The sequence below is a fragment of the Meiothermus sp. genome (genome assembly GCF_026004075.1).
GTDB lineage: Bacteria > Deinococcota > Deinococci > Deinococcales > Thermaceae > Meiothermus.
Genome location: NZ_BPIK01000001.1, coordinates 1,846,466 through 1,869,253, shown reverse-complemented (window position 1 = coordinate 1,869,253; position 22,788 = coordinate 1,846,466). Strand labels below are relative to the sequence as shown.

General features: G+C 61.3%; 27 protein-coding genes. 12 read left to right on the top strand and 15 right to left on the bottom strand.

All coding sequences use genetic code 11. The annotated features are described in order from the left end of the window. The first annotated feature begins 101 nt into the window (after positions 1 to 101). The gene (locus Q0X18_RS09050; protein ID WP_297561273.1) at positions 102 to 1,307 is read left to right on the top strand and encodes an MgtC/SapB family protein; all 1,206 of its coding nucleotides are present in this window, start codon (positions 102 to 104) and stop codon (positions 1,305 to 1,307) included. A gap of 14 nt (positions 1,308 to 1,321) precedes the next feature. Here the strand turns inward: Q0X18_RS09050 and Q0X18_RS09045 are convergent, their stop codons facing one another. From Q0X18_RS09045 to Q0X18_RS09020, 6 genes are all read right to left on the bottom strand, one after another. Beyond that, positions 1,322 to 2,164, bottom strand: coding sequence for an isoprenyl transferase (locus Q0X18_RS09045; RefSeq protein ID WP_297561271.1), 843 nt, complete (start codon positions 2,162 to 2,164; stop codon positions 1,322 to 1,324). 412 nt (positions 2,165 to 2,576) lie between these two features. Beyond that, the gene (locus tag Q0X18_RS09040; RefSeq protein WP_297561268.1) at positions 2,577 to 3,023 is read right to left on the bottom strand and encodes a hypothetical protein; all 447 of its coding nucleotides are present in this window, start codon (positions 3,021 to 3,023) and stop codon (positions 2,577 to 2,579) included. Positions 3,024 to 3,113: 90 nt separating this feature from the next. Further along, on the bottom strand, positions 3,114 to 3,314 hold the full coding sequence (locus tag Q0X18_RS09035; RefSeq protein WP_297561265.1) for a 4Fe-4S binding protein: 201 nt from the start codon (positions 3,312 to 3,314) through the stop codon (positions 3,114 to 3,116). A 2-nt stretch (positions 3,315 to 3,316) separates the two neighbouring features. Further along, positions 3,317 to 3,577, bottom strand: coding sequence for a ferredoxin family protein (locus tag Q0X18_RS09030; RefSeq protein WP_297561262.1), 261 nt, complete (start codon positions 3,575 to 3,577; stop codon positions 3,317 to 3,319). Between the two features lie 6 nt (positions 3,578 to 3,583). Continuing rightward, on the bottom strand, positions 3,584 to 4,399 hold the full coding sequence (locus Q0X18_RS09025) for a DUF2249 domain-containing protein (protein ID WP_297561260.1): 816 nt from the start codon (positions 4,397 to 4,399) through the stop codon (positions 3,584 to 3,586). Between the two features lie 2 nt (positions 4,400 to 4,401). Further along, positions 4,402 to 4,629: a DUF2249 domain-containing protein gene (locus Q0X18_RS09020; protein WP_297561258.1), complete on the bottom strand. Its 228-nt coding sequence runs from the start codon at positions 4,627 to 4,629 to the stop codon at positions 4,402 to 4,404. A gap of 94 nt (positions 4,630 to 4,723) precedes the next feature. Between Q0X18_RS09020 and Q0X18_RS09015 the strand changes: the two genes are divergently transcribed. The 4 genes from Q0X18_RS09015 to Q0X18_RS09000 are packed head-to-tail and all read left to right on the top strand — an operon-like array spanning position 4,724 to position 7,381. Further along, positions 4,724 to 5,884 carry a hypothetical protein gene (locus tag Q0X18_RS09015; RefSeq protein WP_297561255.1) on the top strand — a complete coding sequence of 387 codons (1,161 nt, stop codon included), beginning with the start codon at positions 4,724 to 4,726 and terminating at the stop codon, positions 5,882 to 5,884. Beyond that, a complete protein-coding gene (locus Q0X18_RS09010) occupies positions 5,881 to 6,258 on the top strand; it encodes a metal-sulfur cluster assembly factor (RefSeq protein ID WP_308446048.1) in 378 nt (125 codons plus the stop codon). Before Q0X18_RS09015 ends, Q0X18_RS09010 begins: the two co-directional genes overlap by 4 nt. Positions 6,259 to 6,260: 2 nt before the next feature. Further along, entirely contained in the window at positions 6,261 to 6,584 is a 324-nt protein-coding gene (locus Q0X18_RS09005) for a cupin domain-containing protein (protein WP_297561252.1), read from the top strand. After that, entirely contained in the window at positions 6,581 to 7,381 is an 801-nt protein-coding gene (locus tag Q0X18_RS09000; protein ID WP_297561250.1) for a YwiC-like family protein, read from the top strand. Before Q0X18_RS09005 ends, Q0X18_RS09000 begins: the two co-directional genes overlap by 4 nt. On the opposite strand, the gene mgtE is transcribed toward Q0X18_RS09000, so the two are convergent. From mgtE to ispF, 3 genes are all read right to left on the bottom strand, one after another. Then, complete coding sequence (gene mgtE, locus Q0X18_RS08995) at positions 7,376 to 8,740, bottom strand: magnesium transporter (protein WP_297561244.1); 1,365 nt, start codon at positions 8,738 to 8,740, stop codon at positions 7,376 to 7,378. The genes Q0X18_RS09000 and mgtE overlap by 6 nt on opposite strands. A gap of 253 nt (positions 8,741 to 8,993) precedes the next feature. After that, positions 8,994 to 9,611: a trimeric intracellular cation channel family protein gene (locus tag Q0X18_RS08990; protein ID WP_297561242.1), complete on the bottom strand. Its 618-nt coding sequence runs from the start codon at positions 9,609 to 9,611 to the stop codon at positions 8,994 to 8,996. Positions 9,612 to 9,679: 68 nt separating this feature from the next. Continuing rightward, positions 9,680 to 10,156, bottom strand: a complete 477-nt coding sequence (ispF, locus tag Q0X18_RS08985) for a 2-C-methyl-D-erythritol 2,4-cyclodiphosphate synthase (RefSeq protein WP_297563050.1) — start codon at positions 10,154 to 10,156, stop codon at positions 9,680 to 9,682. Between the two features lie 213 nt (positions 10,157 to 10,369). On the opposite strand from ispF, the gene Q0X18_RS08980 reads away from it, so the two are divergent. From Q0X18_RS08980 to Q0X18_RS08970, 3 genes are all read left to right on the top strand, one after another. Next, on the top strand, positions 10,370 to 11,542 hold the full coding sequence (locus tag Q0X18_RS08980) for a thiolase family protein (RefSeq protein ID WP_297561240.1): 1,173 nt from the start codon (positions 10,370 to 10,372) through the stop codon (positions 11,540 to 11,542). A 178-nt stretch (positions 11,543 to 11,720) separates the two neighbouring features. Continuing rightward, positions 11,721 to 12,569 carry an SDR family oxidoreductase gene (locus Q0X18_RS08975; protein ID WP_297561237.1) on the top strand — a complete coding sequence of 283 codons (849 nt, stop codon included), beginning with the start codon at positions 11,721 to 11,723 and terminating at the stop codon, positions 12,567 to 12,569. 36 nt (positions 12,570 to 12,605) lie between these two features. Next, positions 12,606 to 12,920, top strand: coding sequence for an FUN14 domain-containing protein (locus Q0X18_RS08970; RefSeq protein WP_297561235.1), 315 nt, complete (start codon positions 12,606 to 12,608; stop codon positions 12,918 to 12,920). Here the strand turns inward: Q0X18_RS08970 and Q0X18_RS08965 are convergent. From Q0X18_RS08965 to Q0X18_RS08940, 6 genes are all read right to left on the bottom strand, one after another. Further along, on the bottom strand, positions 12,917 to 13,768 hold the full coding sequence (locus tag Q0X18_RS08965; RefSeq protein WP_297561233.1) for a hydroxymethylglutaryl-CoA lyase: 852 nt from the start codon (positions 13,766 to 13,768) through the stop codon (positions 12,917 to 12,919). The genes Q0X18_RS08970 and Q0X18_RS08965 overlap by 4 nt on opposite strands. Then, on the bottom strand, positions 13,765 to 14,115 hold the full coding sequence (locus Q0X18_RS08960; protein ID WP_297561231.1) for a DUF5615 family PIN-like protein: 351 nt from the start codon (positions 14,113 to 14,115) through the stop codon (positions 13,765 to 13,767). Before Q0X18_RS08960 ends, Q0X18_RS08965 begins: the two co-directional genes overlap by 4 nt. Beyond that, complete coding sequence (locus tag Q0X18_RS08955) at positions 14,115 to 14,369, bottom strand: DUF433 domain-containing protein (protein WP_297561229.1); 255 nt, start codon at positions 14,367 to 14,369, stop codon at positions 14,115 to 14,117. The genes Q0X18_RS08960 and Q0X18_RS08955 overlap by 1 nt, the downstream gene beginning before the upstream one ends. Before the next feature lie 76 nt (positions 14,370 to 14,445). Then, positions 14,446 to 14,988 (bottom strand): LemA family protein, encoded by a 543-nt coding sequence (locus Q0X18_RS08950; RefSeq protein WP_297561227.1) that lies wholly within the window; start codon positions 14,986 to 14,988, stop codon positions 14,446 to 14,448. A 23-nt stretch (positions 14,989 to 15,011) separates the two neighbouring features. Further along, entirely contained in the window at positions 15,012 to 16,910 is a 1,899-nt protein-coding gene (locus Q0X18_RS08945) for a DUF2207 domain-containing protein (protein WP_297561225.1), read from the bottom strand. A gap of 36 nt (positions 16,911 to 16,946) precedes the next feature. Continuing rightward, positions 16,947 to 17,507 carry an HD domain-containing protein gene (locus tag Q0X18_RS08940; RefSeq protein WP_297561222.1) on the bottom strand — a complete coding sequence of 187 codons (561 nt, stop codon included), beginning with the start codon at positions 17,505 to 17,507 and terminating at the stop codon, positions 16,947 to 16,949. A gap of 212 nt (positions 17,508 to 17,719) precedes the next feature. On the opposite strand from Q0X18_RS08940, the gene Q0X18_RS08935 reads away from it, so the two are divergent. From Q0X18_RS08935 to speB, 4 genes are all read left to right on the top strand, one after another. Beyond that, the gene (locus Q0X18_RS08935) at positions 17,720 to 19,465 is read left to right on the top strand and encodes an acyl-CoA dehydrogenase family protein (RefSeq protein ID WP_297561219.1); all 1,746 of its coding nucleotides are present in this window, start codon (positions 17,720 to 17,722) and stop codon (positions 19,463 to 19,465) included. Between the two features lie 68 nt (positions 19,466 to 19,533). Then, positions 19,534 to 20,727, top strand: a complete 1,194-nt coding sequence (locus tag Q0X18_RS08930) for an acyl-CoA dehydrogenase family protein (RefSeq protein ID WP_297561216.1) — start codon at positions 19,534 to 19,536, stop codon at positions 20,725 to 20,727. A 15-nt stretch (positions 20,728 to 20,742) separates the two neighbouring features. Beyond that, a complete protein-coding gene (locus tag Q0X18_RS08925; protein ID WP_297561212.1) occupies positions 20,743 to 21,789 on the top strand; it encodes a phosphotransferase family protein in 1,047 nt (348 codons plus the stop codon). A gap of 78 nt (positions 21,790 to 21,867) precedes the next feature. Next, a complete protein-coding gene (gene speB / locus Q0X18_RS08920) occupies positions 21,868 to 22,785 on the top strand; it encodes an agmatinase (RefSeq protein ID WP_297561209.1) in 918 nt (305 codons plus the stop codon). Positions 22,786 to 22,788 lie beyond the last annotated feature (3 nt).

Genomic DNA, 22,788 nt, shown 5'->3' with positions numbered 1-22,788 from the left:
AGGCTAGCACGCACTCCTACTCCCTTCGGTCGGCTCGAACCCTTGTCCTTGATTACACCCAAAGGGTCTTTGTCCCCTTACAAACGTAGTAGCGTAAGGGGGTGCAAGACGCTTTATGGCATTTGCTGGCCGCCACCCTGATTGGTTTTGCGGTGGGCCTCGAGCGCGAGCGCGCCAAAGTCGAGCGCCAGGGCTCGACCATCGGAGGGGTGCGCACCTTCACCCTGCTGGGTCTGCTGGGCGGGGTGGGCGCCCTCGGACAAAACCAGTGGTTGCCCGTGGTGGGGCTGGCTGCGGTGGCCGGGCTGGCAGTGTACTCGCTCCGAAACAGCCGCGATGCTACCAGCCAGGTGGCCGCCCTGGTGGTGTATGTGCTGGGCGTGCTGTGTGGCCTGGGGATTGTGCTGCCCGCGCTGTTTGCCGGGGCTTTGCTGTTGGGCTTTCTGGCCTTCCACGACGAGCTGCACGCCTTTGCGGGTGGAATAGAGCGAAGCGAGGTGGAAGCGGCGGTGTTGCTGGCCCTGCTCCTGGGGGTGGTCTATCCCTTGCTGCCCGACGCCAACTATGGCCCCTATGGAGTATGGAACCCCCAGGAAATCTGGCAGGTGGTCTTGCTGGTGGCGGGGGTTAACTTTGTAGGTTATCTGGCTTTGCGCTTGCTGGGCTCGAGGGGCTTGTGGGCAGCGGCCATTCTGGGAGGATTGGTTTCTTCCACTGCCGTCACCCTCTCGATGGTGACCCAAAGCCGGGCCAACCCCGGCAAAAACCTGCTCTGGGCCAGTGGGGCGGTGCTGGCTTCGCAGATGATGTTGGGACGAATTCTGGTTTGGAGTGCTGCCATAGCACCTGTTTTGCTGCAAAGATTGTGGCCTGCGATGTTGCTATGGTTGGTTTGGGGGCTGCTGGTGGCCTTCTGGCTGACCCGGCGCGACACCAGCGAAGCCCAGCCGGTCTCGGTGCAGAATCCTTTACAACTCCAAAGCGCCCTGCTTTTCGCGGGCGTCTATGCCCTGGTCAAGCTGCTGGCTAGGGCGGGCCTCGAGGTCTTTGGTAGTGCCGGGGTGTTTGTGGTGAGCGCTTTTTCGGGGGTGGCCGATGTGGACGCCATCACGCTCTCGCTAGCCCGGCTGGCGGCCAACGAGCAGCTAATGGCGTCGGTGGCCTCCATCGCCATCGTGGTTGCTGCGCTGAGCAACACCGTGTTCAAAACCGCCCTGTCGTTTGGCGCTAAGGGATTGGGAGCTTACGTGGCCCTTGGCCTGATACCGGGGGGTGTGCTGGCCTTGCTTGTTTTGCTTCTGATTTGACCCCATCCAGTGCGCTACTTACCAAACCTACGCTCCCGCTTCTGGTAGTCGCGCACCGCCCGCAGAAAGTCCACTTTGCGGAAGGCGGGCCAGAAGGCATCGAAGAAGTAGTACTCGCTGTAGGCCGCCTGCCAGAGCAAAAAGCCCGAGAGCCGTATCTCGCCCGAGGTGCGGATGATGAAGTCGGGGTCGGGCACGCCGGCGGTGTAGAGGCGCTCGGAGATGTGCTTCATGTCCAGCTCGGCGGCCAGTTCTTCCGGCGACTTGCCGGTCTGGGCTGCTTCCAGCAACAGGCTCTTGACGGCATCTACAATTTCTTCCCGTCCACCGTAGCCCATGGCAATGTTCAAGAGCATGCCGTTGTGGTGCTCGGTGGCCTTCTCCAGTTCTTCCAGGGCCTCCAACACCTTGGGGGGGAAGCGGTCGTGCCGCCCGATCACCTTGACCCGCACCTCGTTGGCATGTATGCGCGGATCCTGGGCCATGCGCTTGGCTTCCTGCACGAAGAGCTGCATGAGGGTTTCTACCTCGGTCTGGCTGCGGTTGAAATTGTCAGTAGAGAAAACCCAGATGGTCACAGTGGGAATCCTGAGCTCGAGGCACCACTCCAGGACTTCATAGGCCTTCTGTACCCCGAATTCGTGCCCTTGGTGCCCTTCCAAACCCAGCTCCCTCGCAAAACGACGGTTGCCATCCAGAATTAAGCCCAAGTGCTTGGGGGTATGTCCCCTCCGCACCTCGGCTTCGATGCGCTTTTCATACCACCAGTACAGCGGCTTGAGGGCTGTGCTGAATAACTCGATCATTTGTTTTCGCAAAGAAGGTTTCGGAATGCGTGCAGGGGAAGTTAGGGCCATGAGCCACCTCAACACTAACATCTTAGCCGGAAGCCGGGCTTTTTCGATGTGCATATGGTGCAGATAAGAGCGAGAATAGCTGTGATTAGCAAAAGCAAGCCTGGTTCTAATGCCAAGTCGGGCCCCGCACAACCTACAGCCGTTCCCTGAAATAACCGGTTTCCCGGACGCACTGACTTCGACGGGTAATGTCATCCCCTGTACCGGATAACACCGAGAAGCACCCCTGGCAGCTTCACCTGGAGCTGCCACAAGCGTTCTGCGGGTGCGCTAGAGGCGCAGAACAACTTGGAGTGCTTGAGGGAAATATCGGGGAGGATACCTGCTGATGAAAACTTTTGTGGAAAGGTGCCGACACAAATTCTATTCAAAGGGGCTGTGCTTGCTGCCGCGAACGCACTTTCTAGACGAATTACCCTTGGTTATTCTTCGCCTTGCGCCGCTCGGCTAGCTCGAAGAGCTTTTCCTTGGTTAGCACCCGCTTACTCATGGCATAGGCGAACACCGCGATAGCCGTCGTCTGCAGCAAGCCCGAAGTAACCAGCAGCCAAAGCAGCTCGCGGTTTCCGCTGAAAAGAAGCCAGGGTTCGACAATCAGACGCAGAAGCAGCCCGGCGTTGAGGATAAAAAAAGCCAGCGCTTCCAGCCTATCTTGACGAATCTGGCCAGGCCTGGGCATCATCCAAAAAGCCACTCCCATGACCATGCACAAAAAAAACCCCACCAGTCCGGCGTGCACATGACTGGGTTTGAAGTAGGGTATCAAGCCGGGCCAAACATAGAAGGCCGTTCCGGTGAGGGTTGTATAGAGCAGATAAAAAAGACTGCTCCGGACAAAGAGATGCTCGTAAAAAGACATAGGCGTATGCTCTTGGGCGACGGATTTTCTGAATCTGGTCTAAGCAACCCAGTGTCTGAGGTTTGCCCGCTAGCGCTCGGTGTTGGGATTTTAGGCCTGTGGTAGGTCTTCTCCGGGAAGGATGGCTCCTATCAGGCAGACGCTTGCGCACAGCCCACACTCGATGCATAGGTCAGGGTCGATAACAGGACGGGGGTCGGCTGGCCTATCCACGAAAGCATCGGCAGGACAGACTCGAATACAGGGTTGTTCCTTTTGGCCTGTACAGGCTGCTGTAATCACGTACGCCATGCCTAGCTCTCCCGAAAATGTAGATTGGGCCCTGCCGAAAGCCGCCGGTTTTTCTCGATGTAGCTGTGCCACTGCTCGGGCAGGTCTTCTTCAGGGAAGATGGCTGAGACGGGGCAGGCCGGTACACAGGCTCCACAGTCGATACACTCATCGGGGTGGATATAGAGCTGGTCGCCCCCATCGTAAATGCACTCCACTGGACAAACTTCCTGACAGCTACGGTCTTTAACCCCAATGCAGGGCTCAGCTATGATGTGCGGCACTTCCCCTCACCTCTTTTCAATGAGCAAATCCACTCGGTTGGGTCCAAGGTCGCGCAATTCATAGGGCGTACCTTCTTGCTCGAGCCGGGCCAGCAGGTGCACCGGGCGGCGCACGTGGTGCACCAGCAGCCACTGACCGGGTGTGAGCTTAGATAGGGCTTCCAGCACAGCCTGCATCGGCAGGGGCGGTTCCCACTGGGCCTCAATCTGTACCACGGCATCAGGCCGGTTCCAGTCGTCTTGGCTGAACTGGGCTGGCTTGCTTGGGCTTTGGGCCGGGGTTGTTTGGGGCCGGCGGGGTGTGCGGTAAAAGTGCACCCGGTAGTGTTCATCTATCTGCTCACACCAGGCCTCGAAGCCTTTCCCGGACATTACTCGGTAAAGCGGTAGGGGCTCGAAAGGAGCCTCCAGCACCAGCCGCTGCCCCGGTAATACTTCGTTGGCTGCTTCCATAATGGCCTGGAAGGGTTCCCCTCCAGCCTCCAGAATGGGCCGCACATCCAGGTGAAAGCCGATGGCGGCTTGTAGCCAGGTGGGACTGGGTGTACCCAGCTTACTTTGTGCTTCCGACACGCTTTCCAGGCTGGACTGGGGTGTTTGGTTTGTCGCCAGACCCAGGGTCCGGTTGAGCCGACTAACCAGTTCCTGAGGCTCGAGGCCACCCATTCGCGCGGCCTGCGCCAGGCTTACCAGCCGGGGCATGGTACGCCGCAGCAAGGGGTTTTTCAACTTGGCGAAGGCCGGACTGGCGGCAATCAGCTCATCGAGCAGGGCTGGGTAGCGCTGCAAAACCTCGCTCACGCGCATCTCGGGGTGTACCATCTTCAGCCTCGTTTGCCGATCTCGACCCGCCAGACCTCGGGGCCGGCCTCGAGGTAGTTCCAGGTAAATTGGTTTGCTCGCTCGGCGGAGAACTGATAAAACAGCGGCTTCGGGTCGTGATCGTTTACCAACACGAAGGCCTCCCCCGGCTTCAGTCCATCGAACAAGGCGAAGATCTGGGGGTGCCGGTCACGGGGGGCCAAGGTACGAACGTCTAGAGTGTGCGCCATGGGTTCACCTCGAGGCCAGGATGCATCCGAAATCCCCCCTGCGCCATGACTTAAGTCATGGCCCGGGCGCGGAAGCCCTTCGTAGGCTTGAACCATGACTTTGCTGGCCCCCAAGAACGCAGTCGTACCCCTGAGCCTGCCGCTCTCGTTTGTGGGCCTGGCAGCTTTATATCTGCTGTTGGCTGTGGGACTGGTCGCGCTGGAACCCCAGGCTTTGGGGGCCTATCGGCATCCGGTACTCCTGGCCGCTGCCCACCTGTTTTTTCTCGGTTTTGGGGTGGGGGTGTTGATGGGGGTCATGCACCAGCTGGTGCCGGTGGTTTTGGAGGTGCCACTGGCTCGAGCCAGCCTTGGCTATGTGGCGTTGTTTTTTTGGGGATTGGGCACGCCGCTTCAGGCGGTGGGCTTTTTGCAACAGAACCCCTTGGGAATTGCGCTGGGCGGTGGGCTGGCCTGGGTGGGTTTGGGGGTCTTTACCCTGGGAATGGTGCTAACCTTTCGCCAGGCACCTCGATGGAACCCTGTGGCCACGGCCCTGTCCTGGACACTGTTTTACCTGATGTTGACCCCTTTGCTGGGCCTTTTACAGGCCCTGAGCCTGCGATACGGCTTTTACGACCCCGCCCGGCTGGGCTGGCACGCTGCAGCAGGCTTGGTGGGCGTGTTTGTGCTGTCTATTCTGGGGGTGGGCCATCTTTTAGTAGGCATGTTTAGCCTCTCTCATGGGGGGTCCGTTCGGTGGCTGGGTTTGCAGCTCTGGGCCTTTAACCTGGGCCTCCTGGCGCTGGCCTTCCAGCGAGAGCTGGGGGCGGCGCTTCTCTGGGCAGGGCTGGCCCTAGCTTTGTTCGATACCTGGAACATTCTGGCCCAGCGCAACAAAAAAGCCCTCGATATTGGAGTGCAACACTACCTGGCCGGGCTGGGCTTTCTCCTGCTTTGCGCTGGAGCCTTTGGCCTGGGCCATTCCTTGGTGGCGGGCTTGTGGTTTGCCTTGGGGTTTGTGGGGCTGGTGGTAACCGGCATGCTTTACAAGATCACCCCCTTCTTGATCTGGACGCACCGCTACGCCCCTTTGGTGGGTAAGCAGAAGGTGCCGCTGCTCAAAGATATGCTGCCCGACTCAACGACCCGGCTGGCTGGGCTGCTGTGGGGGGTTGGGGCATTGCTCACGCCTTTTACGCCCCACGCAATAGCGCTGCTGGTGTTGGGCAGCCTGGTATTTGTGTATAGCTTGCAGGAGGTGATACGGAGATGAATAAATCGGAGACTCCCAGGGTGCAATCCCCTCAGGAGACGCAAGAGGTAGCGTCTTTGGATCAAGTGGCCGCACCTTCCCTAGAGGCCCAGGCTTGGGAAGTCCTTCAACAGGTCTACGATCCCGAACTGGCACTGGATGTAGTCAACCTGGGCCTGATTTACGAACTGCGCGTGGAGCCGCCGCAAGCCTATGTGCGCATGACCCTGACTACCCGCGGCTGCCCCTTGCACGATGCCATTAAGGGCGGTGTCGAGGCGGCCTTGCGAGCCCTACCTGGCATTCGGCAGGTGCAGGTCGAACTCACCTGGGATCCCCCCTGGAGCCCAGCCCGGCTCAGCCCTGAAGCCAGATTGGTGCTGGGGTGGAGGTAAGCATGGAGACACCGGCGCACTATTACCCCGACCTGCTGAGCGAAGCCCCCATTCCAAAGGGGGGTATCCTGAGCCGCACCCTGCAAAGCGCGCAGGGGCACAAGGTGGTGCTTTTTGCCTTCGATGCTGGGCAGGAGCTTTCCGAGCATACCGCTTCGCGTCCTGCGCTTTTGCAAATTCTTTCGGGCAAGGGATGCTTGAAGTTGGGCGAGGAGGAACTCGAGGCCCAACCTGGAAGCCTGGCCTACATGCCCGCGGGTCTGGTACATGCGGTGCGGGCCGAAAGTCCCTTGGTAATGTTGCTAATCTTGTTACCTAAAAAATGATGAACACCATCTCGACGCCCAAAGTTTCCCTTAAGGCCGTGGCCCTCCCCAGCGAACACGGCGGCTGGGGCTTCACCCTCGAGCCCGTCCTGCTGGGCCTGCTGGTAGCCCCGAGCGGGGCCGGGCTGGGCCTGGGGCTATTCGCGCTGGCGGCCTTTTTTACCCGCCACCCCCTCAAGCTCTGGCTTTCCGACCTGCGCCGGGGTAAAAAATTCCCTCGCACGGCCCTGGCCCGAAACCTCGCCCTGCTGTACGGCCTGCTGGCCCTGGCTGGTCTGACATTGGCGGCGTGGTGGGCAAGCGGGCCTTTCTGGCTACCGCTGCTGCTGGCGCTGCCGTTGGTGGGGGTGCAGCTCTGGTTTGATGCCCACAACCGGGGGCGAAACCTACTGCCCGAGCTTTCTGGCGCGGTAGCGATGGGTGCTATGGCTAGCAGTATTGCCCTGGCCGCGGGTCAAGACCCACGGCTGGCCTATGGGCTTTGGCTGGTGCTGGCGGCCCGTGCGGTGGCTTCCATTTTCTACGCTCGAGCCCAGGTGCGCCGAACCCGGGGAGAATCGGTCAATCTGGTAGCCGCCTACTTTGCGGAAACTCTCGCAGTTGTGGTGCTCATTGCAGGAACGGGGTTGGGCCTGGTTCCCTGGCTGAGTGTTGTAGCCCTGGCTATTCTCATTCCACTTTCGCTTTATACCTTTAGCAAGCCTCCGGTGCCGGCCAGGGTGGTGGGCTGGAGCCAGATGGCGCTGGGGTTATGGGTGGTGCTGCTCACGGCGCTGGGGGCTCGAGGGGGTTTATAGCTTCAATAGCCAGCGGGCCACGCTCAGGTACACCACCAGTCCGGTAACGTCGGTGACGGTGGCAATCAGGGGGTTGGAGATTAGGGCCGGGTCTAGCTTCAGCCGGCGCAGGAGCAGGGGCAGCATGGCCCCCACCACGTTGGCCAACAGCACCACCAGGCCCAGCGAGATACCCACCACTGCCAGTAGTTGAACCTGGCCATCGATCAGAACCTTGATGGTGAGCAGGCTGGCCAGGGTCAGGCCCAGGAGCATACCTACCCCGAGTTCTTTGCGCATGATGCGAAGCCAGTCACCTAAGGCCACATCGCGGGTGGCCAGAGCCCGCACGATCAGGGTGCTGGACTGGTTGCCGGTGTTACCCCCGGTGCCCACCAGCACCGGTACGTAAAAAGCCAGGGCTGTAACGGCCTCGAGCACCGACTCAAAGCCTTGCAAAATAGTGCTGGTGATGCTGCCCGTTACAATCAGAATAATTAGCCAGCGCACTCGAGCACTCCACAACTCCCACACGCTCGACTTGCTGTATACCAGCTCAGGCGACTCCACCGCACCCAGCCGATAGATGTCCTCGGTGGCTTCTTCCTCAATTACGTCTATGACGTCGTCGATGGTTACAATCCCGACCAGCTTTTTGTCTTCGTCCACCACCGGCAGCACGGTGAAGTTGTAGTCGGCCATCAAGCGGGCTACTTCTTCCTGGTCGGTGTCGTCGCGCACGTAAATTACGTCGGGGTTCATGATCTCCGCGACGCGGGTCTTGGGGTCGGCCACAATAAGGTCGCGTAAAGTGAGCACCCCCTGCAGGTGTCCCTCAGCGTCCACCACGTAAATCACGTAAATTTGCTCCGCGTCGGGGGCCTCACGCCTCAAGAAGCGAAACACCTCTTCCACCCGCATGGAGTCCCGCACCGCGATGTACTCCGAGGTCATGATGCCGCCGGCCTCGTCCTCGTCGTACTCGGCCAGCTCCTCTACTTCGGCCCGGGTCTCCGGGTCGAGCTGGCGCAAAAGGGCCTGGGCGGCCTCGGGGCTGTTTTCCTCCTCAACCGCGTTGATGGCGTCGGCCAGGTCGTCCAGCGACAGCTCCTCCAGCAGCTCCTTGACCCGCCAGGGGGGCAGGGCCTCGAGCAGTTCGGCCTGCTCGGCTTCCTCGAGGTGGCTGAAGACCTCCGCTGCCTCGGCAGGGGAGAGCAGGGTCAGGATGGGCAGCCGGTGCTCCGGCGCAAACTCCGACCAATGCTCCAAAATTTGCGCCGGGTATAGCTCCTCCAGCGCCGCCTTGACCTTGAAAGCGTCGCTATCGCGCAGGGCGTTTTTGAGGGCTTCCAGCCCAACCAAGCTTTCAGTATCGTACATATGCGGCCTCCTTCGGTTTTCGGCCAAGGCCGAATCTTGGAAGGAAGCTCCGCAGGGTACACGGTTTGTCGAGGATTACTCGGTGTGGGAGCACACCGGGTAAAATCTTCGACTAGAACTGTGATCTTCCACGGTGCCTCCTATGTGCTCGCAGCCCGCAGGCAAACCCGAGTGTTTCCCGCTTGGCAAAGCCTAAAGTAGCCTAGCACTCGAGGCCCTCTAAAGCAAGCAAAGCGGGCCTTGCTTGTTGTGTTTAGGGAGTGGGAAGGCGCAGTCCCAACCAGCGGCTCGAGAGCCGCAGTCCAATGGTGACCAGAGCGCCCAGTAGCACTGCCAGGGCGGAGTAAGCGGGTAAAAATGTGTAGATCAAAAAAACCACTGCCGCCCCGCCGCTAGCAGCCGAGGCATAGAGGTCGCGGTTTCGGTAAAAAATACCGGGGATTTCTCCGGCCAGCACATCGCGCAAAACCCCGCCCCCCACGCCCGAAACCGTACCCACGAACACACTACCCCAAAACCCCAGACCAAACGCCAGAGCCCGCTCGGCGCCCAGCGCGGCAAACAGCCCGAGTCCGATGGTGTCGAGGTAGTAGATGGGGCGCTCGAGCCGGCCCAGCCGCTGGTTGAACCGCCACACCAAGAGAGCTATCAAAAATACCAACCACAACACTGCTTCGTTACGGAGTGAGCCGGCCGGCAGCGAGCCTACCAACACATCCCGAATGGCCCCTCCGCCGATGGCTGTAACCCCGGTCAAAACAATAATGCCTACTAAATCGAAACGCTTTTGAACCGCTACCAGAGCGCCCGAGACCCCAAAAGCCAGGAGGCCAGCCCAGGCCAGAATATCGAGCAATTGCCAGTGCTGCATACCCCCTCAACGCTGCTTACAAAGGGCACTAAACGGATATCCTTTGCCGCACTTGGTAAACTCCAGTTTTACGCTTCTTTGCCGGGAAGAGGCTCGAGGTAGACCACCGCCCGGCACTGGGCGTGGTCGGGGGCCAGCCCTTCGGAGGTTTTGAAGGTAAGGCCCACCCGTTTTTCGGATAATCCGGTCAGAAGGGCCAGGTGTTGCTGAATGGTCGCGCGGTGAGGCCCCAGCTTAGGCCGGTCGAGCACCACCACCGCCGAAAGCTGGCTTAGCCTATAGCCGCTCTCCCGTACTTTTTGCAAAACCACCTCGAGGATCACCCGGCTTTCCAGGCCTTTCCACCTGGGGTCGTGGTCGGGAAAGTAGCTGCCGATATCGCCCAACGCAAAGGCGGAAAGCAAAGCATCGGAGAGGGCGTGCAACAGCACATCGCCGTCTGAGTGCGCTATGGCGCCGCGGTCACTTTCGATTCGGACGCCCCCCAGCCATAACTCGCGCCCCTCACCCAGACGGTGCGCGTCTTCGCCGTAGCCCACGAGCAGTTGTGACCAAGTAGAAGGCTTCTCTGCCACATTCATATCCTATCGTGTTTTGAAGCAATGCCCAACAACGTTGCGTGTTCTAGCCTGTCATGATGGTAAACTTGCCAAACCACTACCACCACACCGACATAGACTTCCTCGAGCGGCCAGAGGCTTGAAGCCCGAATCACTTTGCCATAAACTTTGACTCAGTATAACTTTTAAGGAGCAACCATGAAGGAAGCGGTTATCGTCAGTGCAGTTCGTAGCGCAGTTGCGCGCGGCAAAAGCGACGGTTCTTTGGCTACTGTGCACCCCATCGACCTTTCGGCTGAGGTGATGAAAGCGGCGGCGGCCAAGGCCGGTGTAGACCCCGCCCTCATCGAAGACATTCAGTGGGGGTGTGCAATGCCGGAGGCCAGCCAGGGCCTGAACGTGGCCCGGCTCTCCATGCTGCGGGCTGGTTTCCCCGTAGAGGTCTCGGCGGCGACCATCAACCGGTTTTGTTCCTCGGGCCTGCAGAGCGTGGCCTATGCAGCCCAGGCCATTATGTCGGGTATGAACGAGGTGGTGCTGGCCGGGGGTGTGGAGATGATGAGCCAGGTGCCGATGTCGGGCTACCATACCCAGCTCCACCCCGAACTTACCGAAGCCTATATCGGGATGGGCTTCACCGCCGAGCGGGTGGCCGAGCGCTGGGGCATTAGCCGCGCCGACCAGGATGCCTGGGCCCTGCGGAGCCACCAGAAAGCCCTGGAAGCCCAGGCCCGGGGTGCTTTCGACGAGCAAATTGTGCCCATCCCGGTCAAAAAGGTGCACTGGAAAGGGAGCAAAAAACAGGTAGAGGAAGTGTTGTTTGCTAAAGACGAGCTTCCCCGTGCCGATACCAGCCTCGAGCGCCTCGCCAAGCTCAAACCTGCCTTCAAAGAAGGGGGTACTGTGACCGCCGGTAACGCCTCCCCCTACTCCGACGGGGCAGCGGCCTTGCTGGTGATGAGCGCGGACAAAGCCAGAGAGCTAGGCCTGAAGCCGCTGGCCCGGTTCGTCTCTTTTGCTACGGGTGGGGTAGACCCGGACATCATGGGTGTAGGCCCCATCAAGGCAGTTCCTAAAGCCCTGGCGAAGGCCGGCATTGCCCTGGACGACCTCAAGCTCATCGAGTTCAACGAAGCCTTTGCGGCTCAGGTGCTGGCGGTGATGCGGGAGCTGCAAATGAACCCCGAAAAAGTCAACGTCAACGGTGGGGCCATTGCGCTGGGCCACCCCCTGGGTGCGACCGGAGCCAAGCTCACCACCCAGCTTATCCACGAACTTGGCAAGCGTGGGGGCGGGCTGGGTATGGTGACCATGTGCATTGGTGGTGGGATGGGGGCTGCTGGGGTGTTTGAGGTGTACCCACAAGCCTGATGCCAGATTGGGATGCACAAATTCGGGTCAAAGTCTGCTGGCGACAGCCTTTTTCAGACAAGGCAAGGAGACTCAGGTTTGAGAGAAAAGATGTCTGCTTTCAAGAACGTTGTGCAGATGACGTCTCACCGAGGGTGAGCGCATTCGCGCGCTTCTAAGCTGAACCAGCGGGGTGCATATGTTTGAGCCAGGACTTTTGAAGGATAAGGTGGTACTGGTTACGGGTGGCGGCACGGGCCTCGGTCGCTCGATGAGCACGCGCTTTTTGGAACTCGGGGCCAAGGTAGCCATTACCAGCCGCAGGGCCGAAACCATCGCGCAGGCCGCTCAGGAGATGATGCAACAGACCGGAGGAGAGGTATTTGCTACACCGGTGGATGTGCGTGATCCCGAAGCCGTAAAGACCATGGTAGATGCGGTGGAGGCCCATTTTGGCCGAATTGATGTGCTGGTTAACAACGCTGCGGGCAATTTTATTTCGCCCACCGAGCGGCTTTCCTACCGGGCCTTCGATGCGGTTCTGAATATTGTGCTGCATGGTACGGTGTACTGCACCCTGGAAGTGGGTAAGCGCTGGATTGCCAAGAAACAAAAAGGCACCATGCTCAACATCGCCACCACCTACGCCCAGACCGGCTCGGGGTACGTGGTGCCCTCGGCCACGGCCAAGGCCGGGGTGGTGGTTCTGACCAGATCGCTGGCCGCGGAGTGGGGCAAGTACGGCATCCGCCTCAACGCCATCGCGCCGGGGCCTTTCCCCACCGAGGGAGCCTGGACGCGCCTGATGCCCACCCCGGAAATTGCCCAGATGTTCGAGAAGAAGATTCCCCTGGGGCGGGTGGGCCAGCACATCGAACTCGCCAACCTGGCTGCGTATCTAATTTCGGACTATGCCGGTTTTATCACCGGCGACGTTATCACCATTGACGGAGGCGAGACGGTCTGGAACGCCGGAGAATTCAACGTGCTGGACGCGGTAACACCAGAGCAGTGGGATATGCTCGAGGCCATGCGTAAAAAGGGTTGAACCACTCGTCCAGCCTGAGCGTGGCACAATGGAAACGTGGAACTGATACAACCGTACATCGGCCAGATCACCTTTGGGGGTGTAGCTGGCTTTGCCGTAGGCTATGCCATCAAGACCGTGGGGCGCTGGGTAGCTATCATCCTGGGCCTGATCTTTGTGGTGGTACAGGTGCTGGCCTCGATGGGCTACATCAACGTAGACTGGACGCGTATCCAGCGCGACGTAGAGCCTTTATTGCAACAGGATCAGATCAAGAGCGCCTGGGATGCTTTGGTTCGGGTGCTCACCACCAACCTGCCCTTTGGGGGGGCCTTTGTGGCGGGTTTGCTGCTGGGCCTGCGGCGGGGCTAGGCGTACTTGGTGCGGAGCAAATGGGCCCGGCTGGAGAGTTCTGACAGCCGGTTCAGGTCAACCCCGGTGTCCCGGCCTTGCTGGGCCAGGTAAGGCAAGACCTGCTCGGTGGCCAGGTTGCCCACCAGGTCGTCGCCGGCAAACGGACAGCCGCCAATTCCGCCCAGGGCCCCCTCGAGCCAGCCCACCCCAGACGCCAGGGCCACCCGCACCTTGTCCAGGGTGTGTTCCGGGCGGCTGTGCAGGTGCAGCCCCAGGCGCTCATCCAGCCCGCCGGCCTGGGCCACGGCTTCCAGAGTCTGGGCGATAGTCTGGGCCGAGGCCACCCCGTAGGTGTCGGCCAGCACGATGCCACTCAGCCCAGGTAGCGCTCGCATGCGCTGCACAAACTGCGCCGTCAGGCCCGGTGTCCAGGTATCGCCATAGGGGTTGCCAAAGGCCATCGAGAGGTAGACCACAAACCTGAGCCCCTGGGCCTCGGCCAGGAGCTGTTGCAACACCGGCCAGGACTCCTCAATCCCCAGGTTGAGGTTTTTGCGCTGAAAGGTCTCGGAGATGGAAAAGGGGTAGCCCACCGCGGTGAGGTGGGCGGCCTGTCGGGCCCGCTCGAGGCCCTTCAGGTTGCCGATGATAGCCAGGTACTCCCGCCCTTGCGGCGCGGGCAGGGCGGCCAGCACCGCCTCGGCGTCGGCGTGCTGGGGCACCCACTTGGGCGAGACAAAGCTGGTGAGGTCGAGGTTTGTAAAACCGGCCTCGAGCAGCTCCAGCAGATAGCTCACCTTTTCTTCGGTCGGGATAAACCGGGCAAAACCCTGCCAGGAGTCCCGTGGACACTCCACCCACTTCACAGTTCCTCACTATACCGGGCGATGCCCTCCGGCTGAACCACGTAGAGTTCGCCCCAGAGCGGAAATCCCTGCCGGAAGACATCGCGCAGGATTTCGCGCATCAGCTCGGGGTCAATCACACCGGGGCGCAATACAATGCGCGGAAAGCTCAAGGGAAAGCGCACGGGGTCGGAAAAGTCCAGGTCGAGCGTGACCAGCACGTAGTTGTGGCGCTCGGCGTAGTCGTACAATACCTGATCGGAGCGCCCCGTAAGGCCTACCTCCCGTGCTGTGACCACCTCGTGGCCCTCGCCAATGAGCCACCACAAGACCCGCTGGGGGATGTTTTCGTCGAGCAGAATTCGCATTACTCTTCGTGCAGGGCGATCCACTCGTAGTTAGTCGAGCGGGCCCCGTACAGCAAGGCTGCCTGGATATCCTGGCGGGTGAGTTCCGGCCATTGCAACAACACTTCTTCGATGGACATCTGTGCGGCCAGGGCTTCCAGCACCATGTGCACCGCGATGCGGGTTCCCTTGAGGCGGGGCCTGCCGCGCAGAACGTCGGGGTTGGCGCTTATGCGGGAGAGGAGTTCGCTTCGAGCCTGTGCGCCGAGCTTCATAAAGTACCTCCCTCGAGGCGGGGTTACCGACTCATCATAGCGGGTTTTATTCCGGCGGAGAGTGATTTAACAGCCCTCAGAAATTCACACCGGGCACCTGCCGGGTAGCCTCGTCGACTTCGAAGAAGGGCCTGGGTTTCTTGCCCATGAGCTGGGCGACGAATACGCCGGGAATGGTGGTGACGGTGTTGTTGAAGTCCAGCACGGTGTCGTTGAAGAACTGGCGGGCGTAGGCGATCTTGTTTTCGGTCTCCTCGAGCTGCCCTTGCAACTCCCGGAAGTTGGCGTCGGCCTTGAGCGCGGGGTAGGCTTCGGCGATGGCAAAAACGCTGCGCAGGGCCTGGGTGAGCTGGTTGGAGGCCGCCGATTTTTCCTCGATGCTGCCAGCCGATAGCATCCGCTCGCGGGCCTGGGTGACCCGGTCGAAGACCCCGGTCTCGTGGGCGGCATAGCCCTTGACCGTATTGACCAGGTTGGGAATCAGGTCGTTGCGCCGCTTGAGCTGCACATCTACCTGCGAGAGTGCGTTGTTCACCCGATTTTCCAGGGTGATGATGCGGTTGTAGTACAGAACGAATAAAGCCACCACCAGCAGAACCAGGATCAACAGGATTTCCATACCTTATTCCTCCCTGGGCTCCATTATCGAGCCCCACTCGAGCTGCCACCACCCGAAGAACCTCCCCTCGAGCTACCCCCAAAGCCTCCACCGGTGCCGCTCGAGGAGGGCCTGAGGGCCCGCTCGAGGCTCTCCAGGTTGCGGGTGATCTGCTCGAGTCCCCCCGCCATCTGACTAATTTGTTGCAGCATGTCGCCGGAGGCCATCACCGACCCTGCCTGGCTCAGGTTTGCACCTGGAATCCAGCGGGGTACTGCCAAAACTTCGGGGCGTTGCTCGGCCACTCGACGCAGGTTTCGTAAATAGCGTTCGGCCACGCCCAGGGCTGCTGCGTACACAAAGTGGTAGTCCCATATCTTGAAGTGCTCAGCGGGGGCCTGCTCCATCTGGGAGAAGTCGGCGAGAAAGTTGCGATAGGCTTGCCAGCGCTTGGCATTGAGCAACTTATCCGGCATCCAGCGAGCCAGTACCCCGAAAGCCAGAAAGCCCAGCACCAAAAAGCCGATACCGGCCAGTATCCCACTGAGCATCAGCACCCCCACCCACAGGGCACCGTTTTGGGCATCTAGCAGGCTGGGCCCGGCGGTAAAAGTGAGCAGGAGAGACACAAAACCCAGCCCTACCAGCCAGCCCCCCCAACGGACGGCGGCCTTGCTGCTCTGGGGGTCGAGTAGTTTGCCGTAGGTGGCTTCGTAAATGGCGCGGGGGCGGCGGCTCAGGCTGGTCAGGAGGCTGGGGTGTTGCTGAAAGTACTTCTTAAGCTCATCGGGCCGAAGTACGCTGTCCTTTCCTGCTGCGGCCCGCAGTACATTCCAGACTTCCATCTCCAGGGCGGTGGCATTTTCGGGCGGTGCCACCAGTTTGAAATGGGTCTCGGTGCTTGCAAATAAGCCCAAAATGCCTGGGTTCTCGTGGCGAATCAGTTCTACCGAGCCTCGGCGGGCGAAATCCAACAAAGTAGCCGAGATCAACCGGCCCAGCATGCTCTGACCAGGGTCGGCCTGGGTCATCACGTAGGGCACCAGGCCCGGTGGAATTGCCTCGGCAGGCTCGCGGTAGTAGCGTCCCACTTCCTCGATGCGGGGTTCGCGGCCATAGCGTTGATAGGCCTGCCAGAAAAAACCAAACAGCACAATCAGCAGCAAACCTGGCCCGGCAGCCAGCGCCCAGGCCCAGCCGGGCATCTGCTGATTTTCAGTGAGTTGCCGGGAGCGTTCGCGGAAACTACGGGTTTCTTCCTCGGTCTCTTGCAGCCACTGCTCCAGGCGGGGCTGGCTCACGCTGCGGAAGGCAAAAGCCTCGGCTTCCAGGATGACCCGGGCCCGCACAAACTCGTTCTGGCTGACCGGGGACAGCCGTACGATGGCAACCTGCTTGGCCTGGTCGAACTCGAGCGTGCCAATGCGCCCCCGTCCGGTGAAAACAAACACCCTAAACTGCTCCGGTGCAGGTTTTGGGGCATGCAGCCGCAGTAGATAAGTGTCCACGGCGGCGTGTTCGGGCTCCAGCACCTGCCGGTCGAAGAGCGCTGCGTCGCGGGCCACGGTGATCTCGTTGCTGAGCGTATAGCTGATTCGGAAGGTGCGGCTCTGGTTTTCGGCCAGCACCGGTAGGTTGCCCGACCGGTCAGGGGGGCCTGCGGTCAGGCTGATGCGATTGCCCTGTACTTCGTACCGAATAGGGGGGCCGCTATCCAGTGCCTGGGCTTCTTCAAAGCGCACAACACCGCCTGGGCGGGGATCGATCTCCAGGAAGACCTCGCGAAAGGCGCCATCGAAGCGCCAGGTACGCACATCCACCACCCGCACCAGCCCACCGGCCTGCAGATATACATCCTGCTCGACGCGCTCGAGGCTGTAGCTTCTTCCCCAGGCCAGCGCCAGAAAAACCAGCGCGACCAACCCGGAGCGCAGTAGGTTCACGCCATTAGCCTACTGTAAATCTTGCTTCGGCAAGGGTTATCCCAGCCCCAGCCGCCGGGCATCGGCTTTCATGGCCTCGAGTACGAAGGCCATGTGCTCGTCGAGGTCGACACCCAGCTCCTGTGCACCGCGCACGATGCCCTCCCGATCTACTTTGGCAGCGAAGGCTTTGTCTTTGAATTTCTTTTTTAGGCTGGATAGCTCGAGGCTGTGGATACTCCGATCGGGTCGCACGTATACCGCTGCGGCAATCAGGCCCACCAGTTCATCAACTGCAAACAGCGCCTTGGCCATCAGAGAATTGCGGGGGTGCTCGGGGGTATCCACATGGCCCAGAATGGCCTCGAGCACATCTTTGGGATAGCCCATCTCACGCAACATCTCCACCCCTTTGTAGGGGTGCTCCTCGGGGAATTGCTCGTAGTCAAAGTCGTGCAGAATGCCGGTAATGGCCCACTTCTCCTCGGGCTGACCATATTTCCGGGCGTAGGCCCGCATGGCCGCCTCGACCGCCATCATGTGCCGTTGCAGGCTTTCAGAGGGAGTAAACCGCTGCATAAGGGCCAATGCATCTTCGTACACCATGTAAATCGCCATATGGCTCATTCTGAGGAGCCGGATACCTGGGGTCAAGGGACATAGCAACCCGGTGTGCTCGGATCGAAAACAGGAGATTGAAGCCCCAGCCGCAGGGCGCGAAATGCTGGGTCTGGTGTGTGATATGGCCGATTGACGACTCCAGACCTTGACGCTAAACTTTGACTCAGTATAAATTTATAACGAGTCAAAGAATGGTGTGGAGGTAAGCGGTGATTGCAGACAAAAAACTCTCAACCAAAGGCGGCGGCTGGCTCCTGGAGAAGCCCGAGCAGATCTTCACCCCGGAAGACTTCGACGACACCACCCGCATGATTCAAGAGACCGTGCGGCAGTTTGTGGAGAAGGAGTACCGGCCTGTAGCCGAGGCTATGGAGCACGGCGAGCTCGAGCACAACATCCCATTGCTGCGGAAGTGCGGTGAACTGGGCCTGCTGGGCGTAGAGGTCGGCGAGGAGTACGGCGGCCTCGACCTGCCCAAAACCGTCAGCACGGTGATTGCTGAGGCCCTGGCTGGCACCGGTGGCTTCAGCGTGACCTACGGGGTGCAGACCTCCATCGGCCTGCTGCCGCTGGTCTACTGGGGCACCAAGGAACAGAAGGACAAATACCTGGCCAAACTGGTCTCGGGTGAGCTAATCGCGGCCTACTGCCTGACCGAGCCGCAGTCCGGCTCCGACGCCATGGGGGCCAAGACCCGCGCCGAGCTTTCCGCCGATGGCAAATACTACATCCTAAACGGCACCAAGATGTGGATCTCCAACGCCGGCTTTGCCCATCTCTTTACCATCTTCGCTAAGACCCCGGAGGGCCTGACCGCTTTCCTGGTCGAACGCGACACCCCCGGCCTGCGCCTGGGCGGCGAAGAGAAGAAGATGGGCATCAAGGCTTCCAGCACCCGCCAGGTCTTCCTGGAAGACGTGAAGGTGCCGGTCGAGAACGTGCTGGGCGAGCTGGGCAAGGGCCACAAAATCGCCTTCAACGTGCTCAACGTGGGGCGCTACAAGCTGGGCGCGGGAGCCATTGGCGGCGCTAAAGGGGCCCTGGCGCTCTCGGCCAAGTACGCCCAGGAGCGCGTGGCCTTTGGAAAGCCCATTGCCCAGTTCGGCCTGATCCAGCAAAAGCTGGCCGAGATGGCCGCGCGCATTTTTGCCGGCGAAAGCGCGGTCTACCGCACCATGGGCATGATTGACCAGGCTCTGAGCAGCCTGGACAAGGCCAACGCCGCCGAGGCGGTGCTCGCCGGCATCGAGGAGTACGCTATTGAGGCCAGCATCATCAAGGTGCTGGGCTCCGAGGTGCTGGACTACGTGGTGGACGAAGGCGTGCAGATTCACGGCGGCTACGGCTACTCCGCCGAGTACGAGATCGAGCGGGCCTACCGCGACAGCCGCATCAACCGCATCTTCGAGGGCACCAACGAGATCAACCGCCTGCTGATTCCGGGCATGCTCCTGCGCCGGGCCATGAAGGGCGAACTGCCCCTCTTCGATGCAGCCATGAAGCTGCAAAAAGAGCTGCTGGAGCCCAGCTTCGAGGAGCCCGAGGACAAGGAGCTGGCCCAGCTCGAGGGCCTCAAAAAGCTGGCCTTGGCGGTGCTGGGCCTGGCCGCCCTCAAGTACGGCAAGCAGATTGAAGAGGAGCAGGAGGTGCTGGCGGTGGCCGCCGACATCCTGATAGATGTGTTCGCTGCCGAAAGCGCCCTGCTGCGGGCCCGCCGGCTGGGCGGTGGGGTGTATGCCGAGATGGCCGCGCTCTACCTGTACCAGGCCCTCGACCGCGCCCAGGCCGCGGCGCTCTCGATTCTGCCGCGCCTGGCCGAGGGCGACGATATGCGCCTGATGGCCTCGGCGGCCCGCCGCCTGACCAAGCACGACCCCGCCGACCTGGTGGCGCTGCGCCGCCGGATTGCCCAGAAGGTGCTGGAAGCGGGCGGCTATCCCCAGCCCAGGGCTTGAACGGGTCAGATTTCCAGGGGCGCACGAGCTGCGCCCTTTCTTGCTTTAAGTTGGTACACTGGGGCCAAATGACCGCACAAACCACCGACCTGGCGCTGGAAGTACGCAGGTTCCTCGAGGCCGAGGTGCTGCCCCTCGAGCCCATCTTCCTGAAGCACGGCTTCAAGGCTGTTCTGCCCGAGCTAGAGCGGGTTCGGCAAAAGGTAAAGGGAAAGGGCTGGTGGCTGCCCCCGCTGCAAAAGCCGCTGGGTATGGGCCTGAGCCTGGGGGCCTTTGCCCGCCTGAGCGAGGAGCTGGGCCGCAGCCCCCTGGGCCACTACGTCTTCAACACCCAGGCCCCCGACATCGGCAATATGGAGGTACTGCTCAAGCATGGCACGCCGGAGCAGAAAGCGCGTTTTCTGGAGCCTTTGGCAAAGGGCGAGGTTCGCAGTTCCTTTGGCATGACCGAGCCCGAGTACCCCGGTTCCAACCCGGTCTGGATGAACACACGGGCGGTGCTCGAGGGCGGCCAGTGGGTCATCAACGGGCACAAGTGGTACACCACCGGCTTCGAGGGCTCGAGCTTCTGCATCGTGATGTGCATCACCGACCCCGAGCAGCCCAACCCCTACGCCCGGGCCAGCCAGATCATCGTGCCCACCGATGCCCCCGGCTTCCAGCAGGTGCGCAAAATTTCGGTGATGGGGGAGGAGGGCGAGGACTGGATGAGCCACTCCGAGATTCGACTCGAGAACGTGCGGGTGCCCCAGGAGAACCTGCTGGGTGCGCGCGGCAAGGGCTTCGCCATCGCCCAGGAGCGGCTGGGGCCGGGGCGCATCCACCACTGCATGCGCTGGATTGGCATTGCCCAGCGCAGCCTCGAGCTGATGTGCGCCTACGCCGCCCGGCGCGAGCTTGCCCCCGGCAAGCCCCTGGGTTCGCGCCAGGCTATCCAGCACCTGATCGCCGAGTCCCAGGCCGAGATTCACGCGGCCCGGCTGATGGTGCTGGATGCCGCCGAGAAGGTCGAGCAAAAGGGGGCCGAGGGGGCTCGAGTGGAAATCTCGCTCATCAAATTCTTTGTGGCAGGGGTGCTGCAGCGGGTGCTGGATCGGGCCATCCAGGTGCACGGGGGCCTGGGGATGTCCGACGACCTGCCGCTCTCGTTCTTCTACCGCCACGAACGGGCCGCCCGCATCTACGACGGGGCCGACGAAGTCCACAAGACCGTGGTGACTCGAGCGCTGCTCAAGGACTATGGCCTGGATATCTCGCTCTGACCCAAACGTACTGCCATGACCGACCAACCCGCCCCCACCCGACCCGGCGAAGAGCTGGACATTGCGCGGCTGCAAGCCTACCTGCTGGAGCACCTGCCAGGGGCCGAAGGCCGCCTCGAGGTGCTGCAGTTTCCCAGCGGTTTTTCCAACCTGACCTACCTGCTCAGGCTGGGCGGGCAGGAGCTGGTGCTGCGCCGCCCGCCGTTTGGGGCCAACATCAAGACCGCCCACGACATGGCCCGGGAGTACCGGATTCTCTCGGCCCTCAAGCCGGTCTACCCCAAGGTGCCCCGGCCCTTGCTCTACTGCCCGGACGATTCGGTGATCGGTGCGCCCTTTTACCTGATGGAGCGCCTGCACGGGGTGGTTCTGCGCACCCAGCCCCCGCCCGACCTGACCCCCGAGCGCATGCGCAGGATTTGCGAGGCCGCGCTCGAGGCCCTGGTCGAGCTACACAGCCTGGACTATCAGAAAGCCGGCCTGGGCGACCTGGGCCGGCCCGAGGGCTATGTGGAGCGGCAGGTGCGGGGCTGGACGGAGCGCTACCAGAAGGCCCGCACCGAGGCGGTGCCCGGCATGGAGCAGGCCATGGAGTGGCTGGCTGCCCACATCCCGGCCAGCTCGAGCGCCGCCCTGATCCACAACGACTTCAAATACGACAACCTGATGCTGAACCCCGCCGACCCAACCCAGGTAATGGCCGTGCTGGACTGGGAAATGGCCACCCTGGGCGACCCCCTGATGGACCTGGGCACTACCCTGGGCTACTGGGCAGAGCCGGACGACCCGCCGGGCCTAAGGCGCTTTGGCCTGACCCACCTACCGGGCAACCTGCGCCGGGCCGAGCTGGTCGCGGCCTACGCGGCCCACAGCGGTCGCAGTGTGGATAACATCGTTTTTTATTACGTGTTCGGATTGTTCAAGGTCGGTGTGATTATGCAGCAGATTTTTGCCCGCTACCAGAAGGGCTACACCCGCGACGAGCGCTTTGCGGTGCTGATACACTTGATTCGCGAAATTGGTCAGAAGATACAGAAAGCCATCGCCACGGGCGAGATTTAGACGTATAAGGTACTTTGTATGGCGTGCTGCTGGGTGCTGCTATAAGAAGCCCAGAAGAGCAAACCAGGGATATGCCTTATGCGATACACCGAACTCTCCTTTACCGGCCCGGCCACCTTTTTTAAGGCACCCCACCGGCCCCTTACCGAGCCCTGGCAGGCCGAGGTGGGGCTGCTGGGCCTACCCTACGACTTTGCCGTGGGCTACCGCCCCGGCGCTCGTTTTGCCCCCAGTGCCCTGCGTGAGGCCAGCGGGCGCTATGCACCGGGGCCGGAGGGGTGGTTCGACCTCGAGACCGAGACCTACCGCCTCAAGGGGGTGCGCCTCGTGGACGCGGGTGACGTAGACCCGGCCCAGCTCGAGTACCCCGAGACCTTCCGCCGCATTACCGAGGCGGCCCGCGCCCTGCGCGGGCGGGTGAAACTGCCGGTGTTTGTAGGGGGCGATCACTCGGTCACCTACCCAGTTTTGCGGGCCTACGACGACCTCGAGGAGCTCCACGTCGTCCAGCTCGACGCACACCTGGACTTCTCGGATAGCCGCAACGGAACCCGCTTTTCCAACAGCAGCCCCTTCCGCCGGGCGGTGGAGGATGTTCCGGGACTCAAGCACATCACCGTGGTGGGGCTGCGCGGCCTGCGCACCAGCCCCGAGGCCTACCAAGCGGCCAAAAACCGGGGCCATACCCTGATTACCGCCTCCAGGGTGCGGGAGAACCTGCCCTGGGTACTGGCACAGCTTCCCAAGGGCAAGAAGGTTTACCTGAGCTTCGATGCCGACGTGCTCGACCCCTCAATTTTGCCTGGCACCAGCAGCCCCGAGGTGGAGGGCCTGAGCTACGGCGAAAGCCTACAGATAGTGCGACGGACGCTAGAGCAAAACCAGCTTGTGGGCCTCGATTTTGTCGAACTCGCGCCCAACCTGGATAGCAGCGATTTATCAGCCTTGGTAGGGGCGCGCTTGCTGGCCGAGGTGCTGGCCTGCTGGGCTGTATAAAGC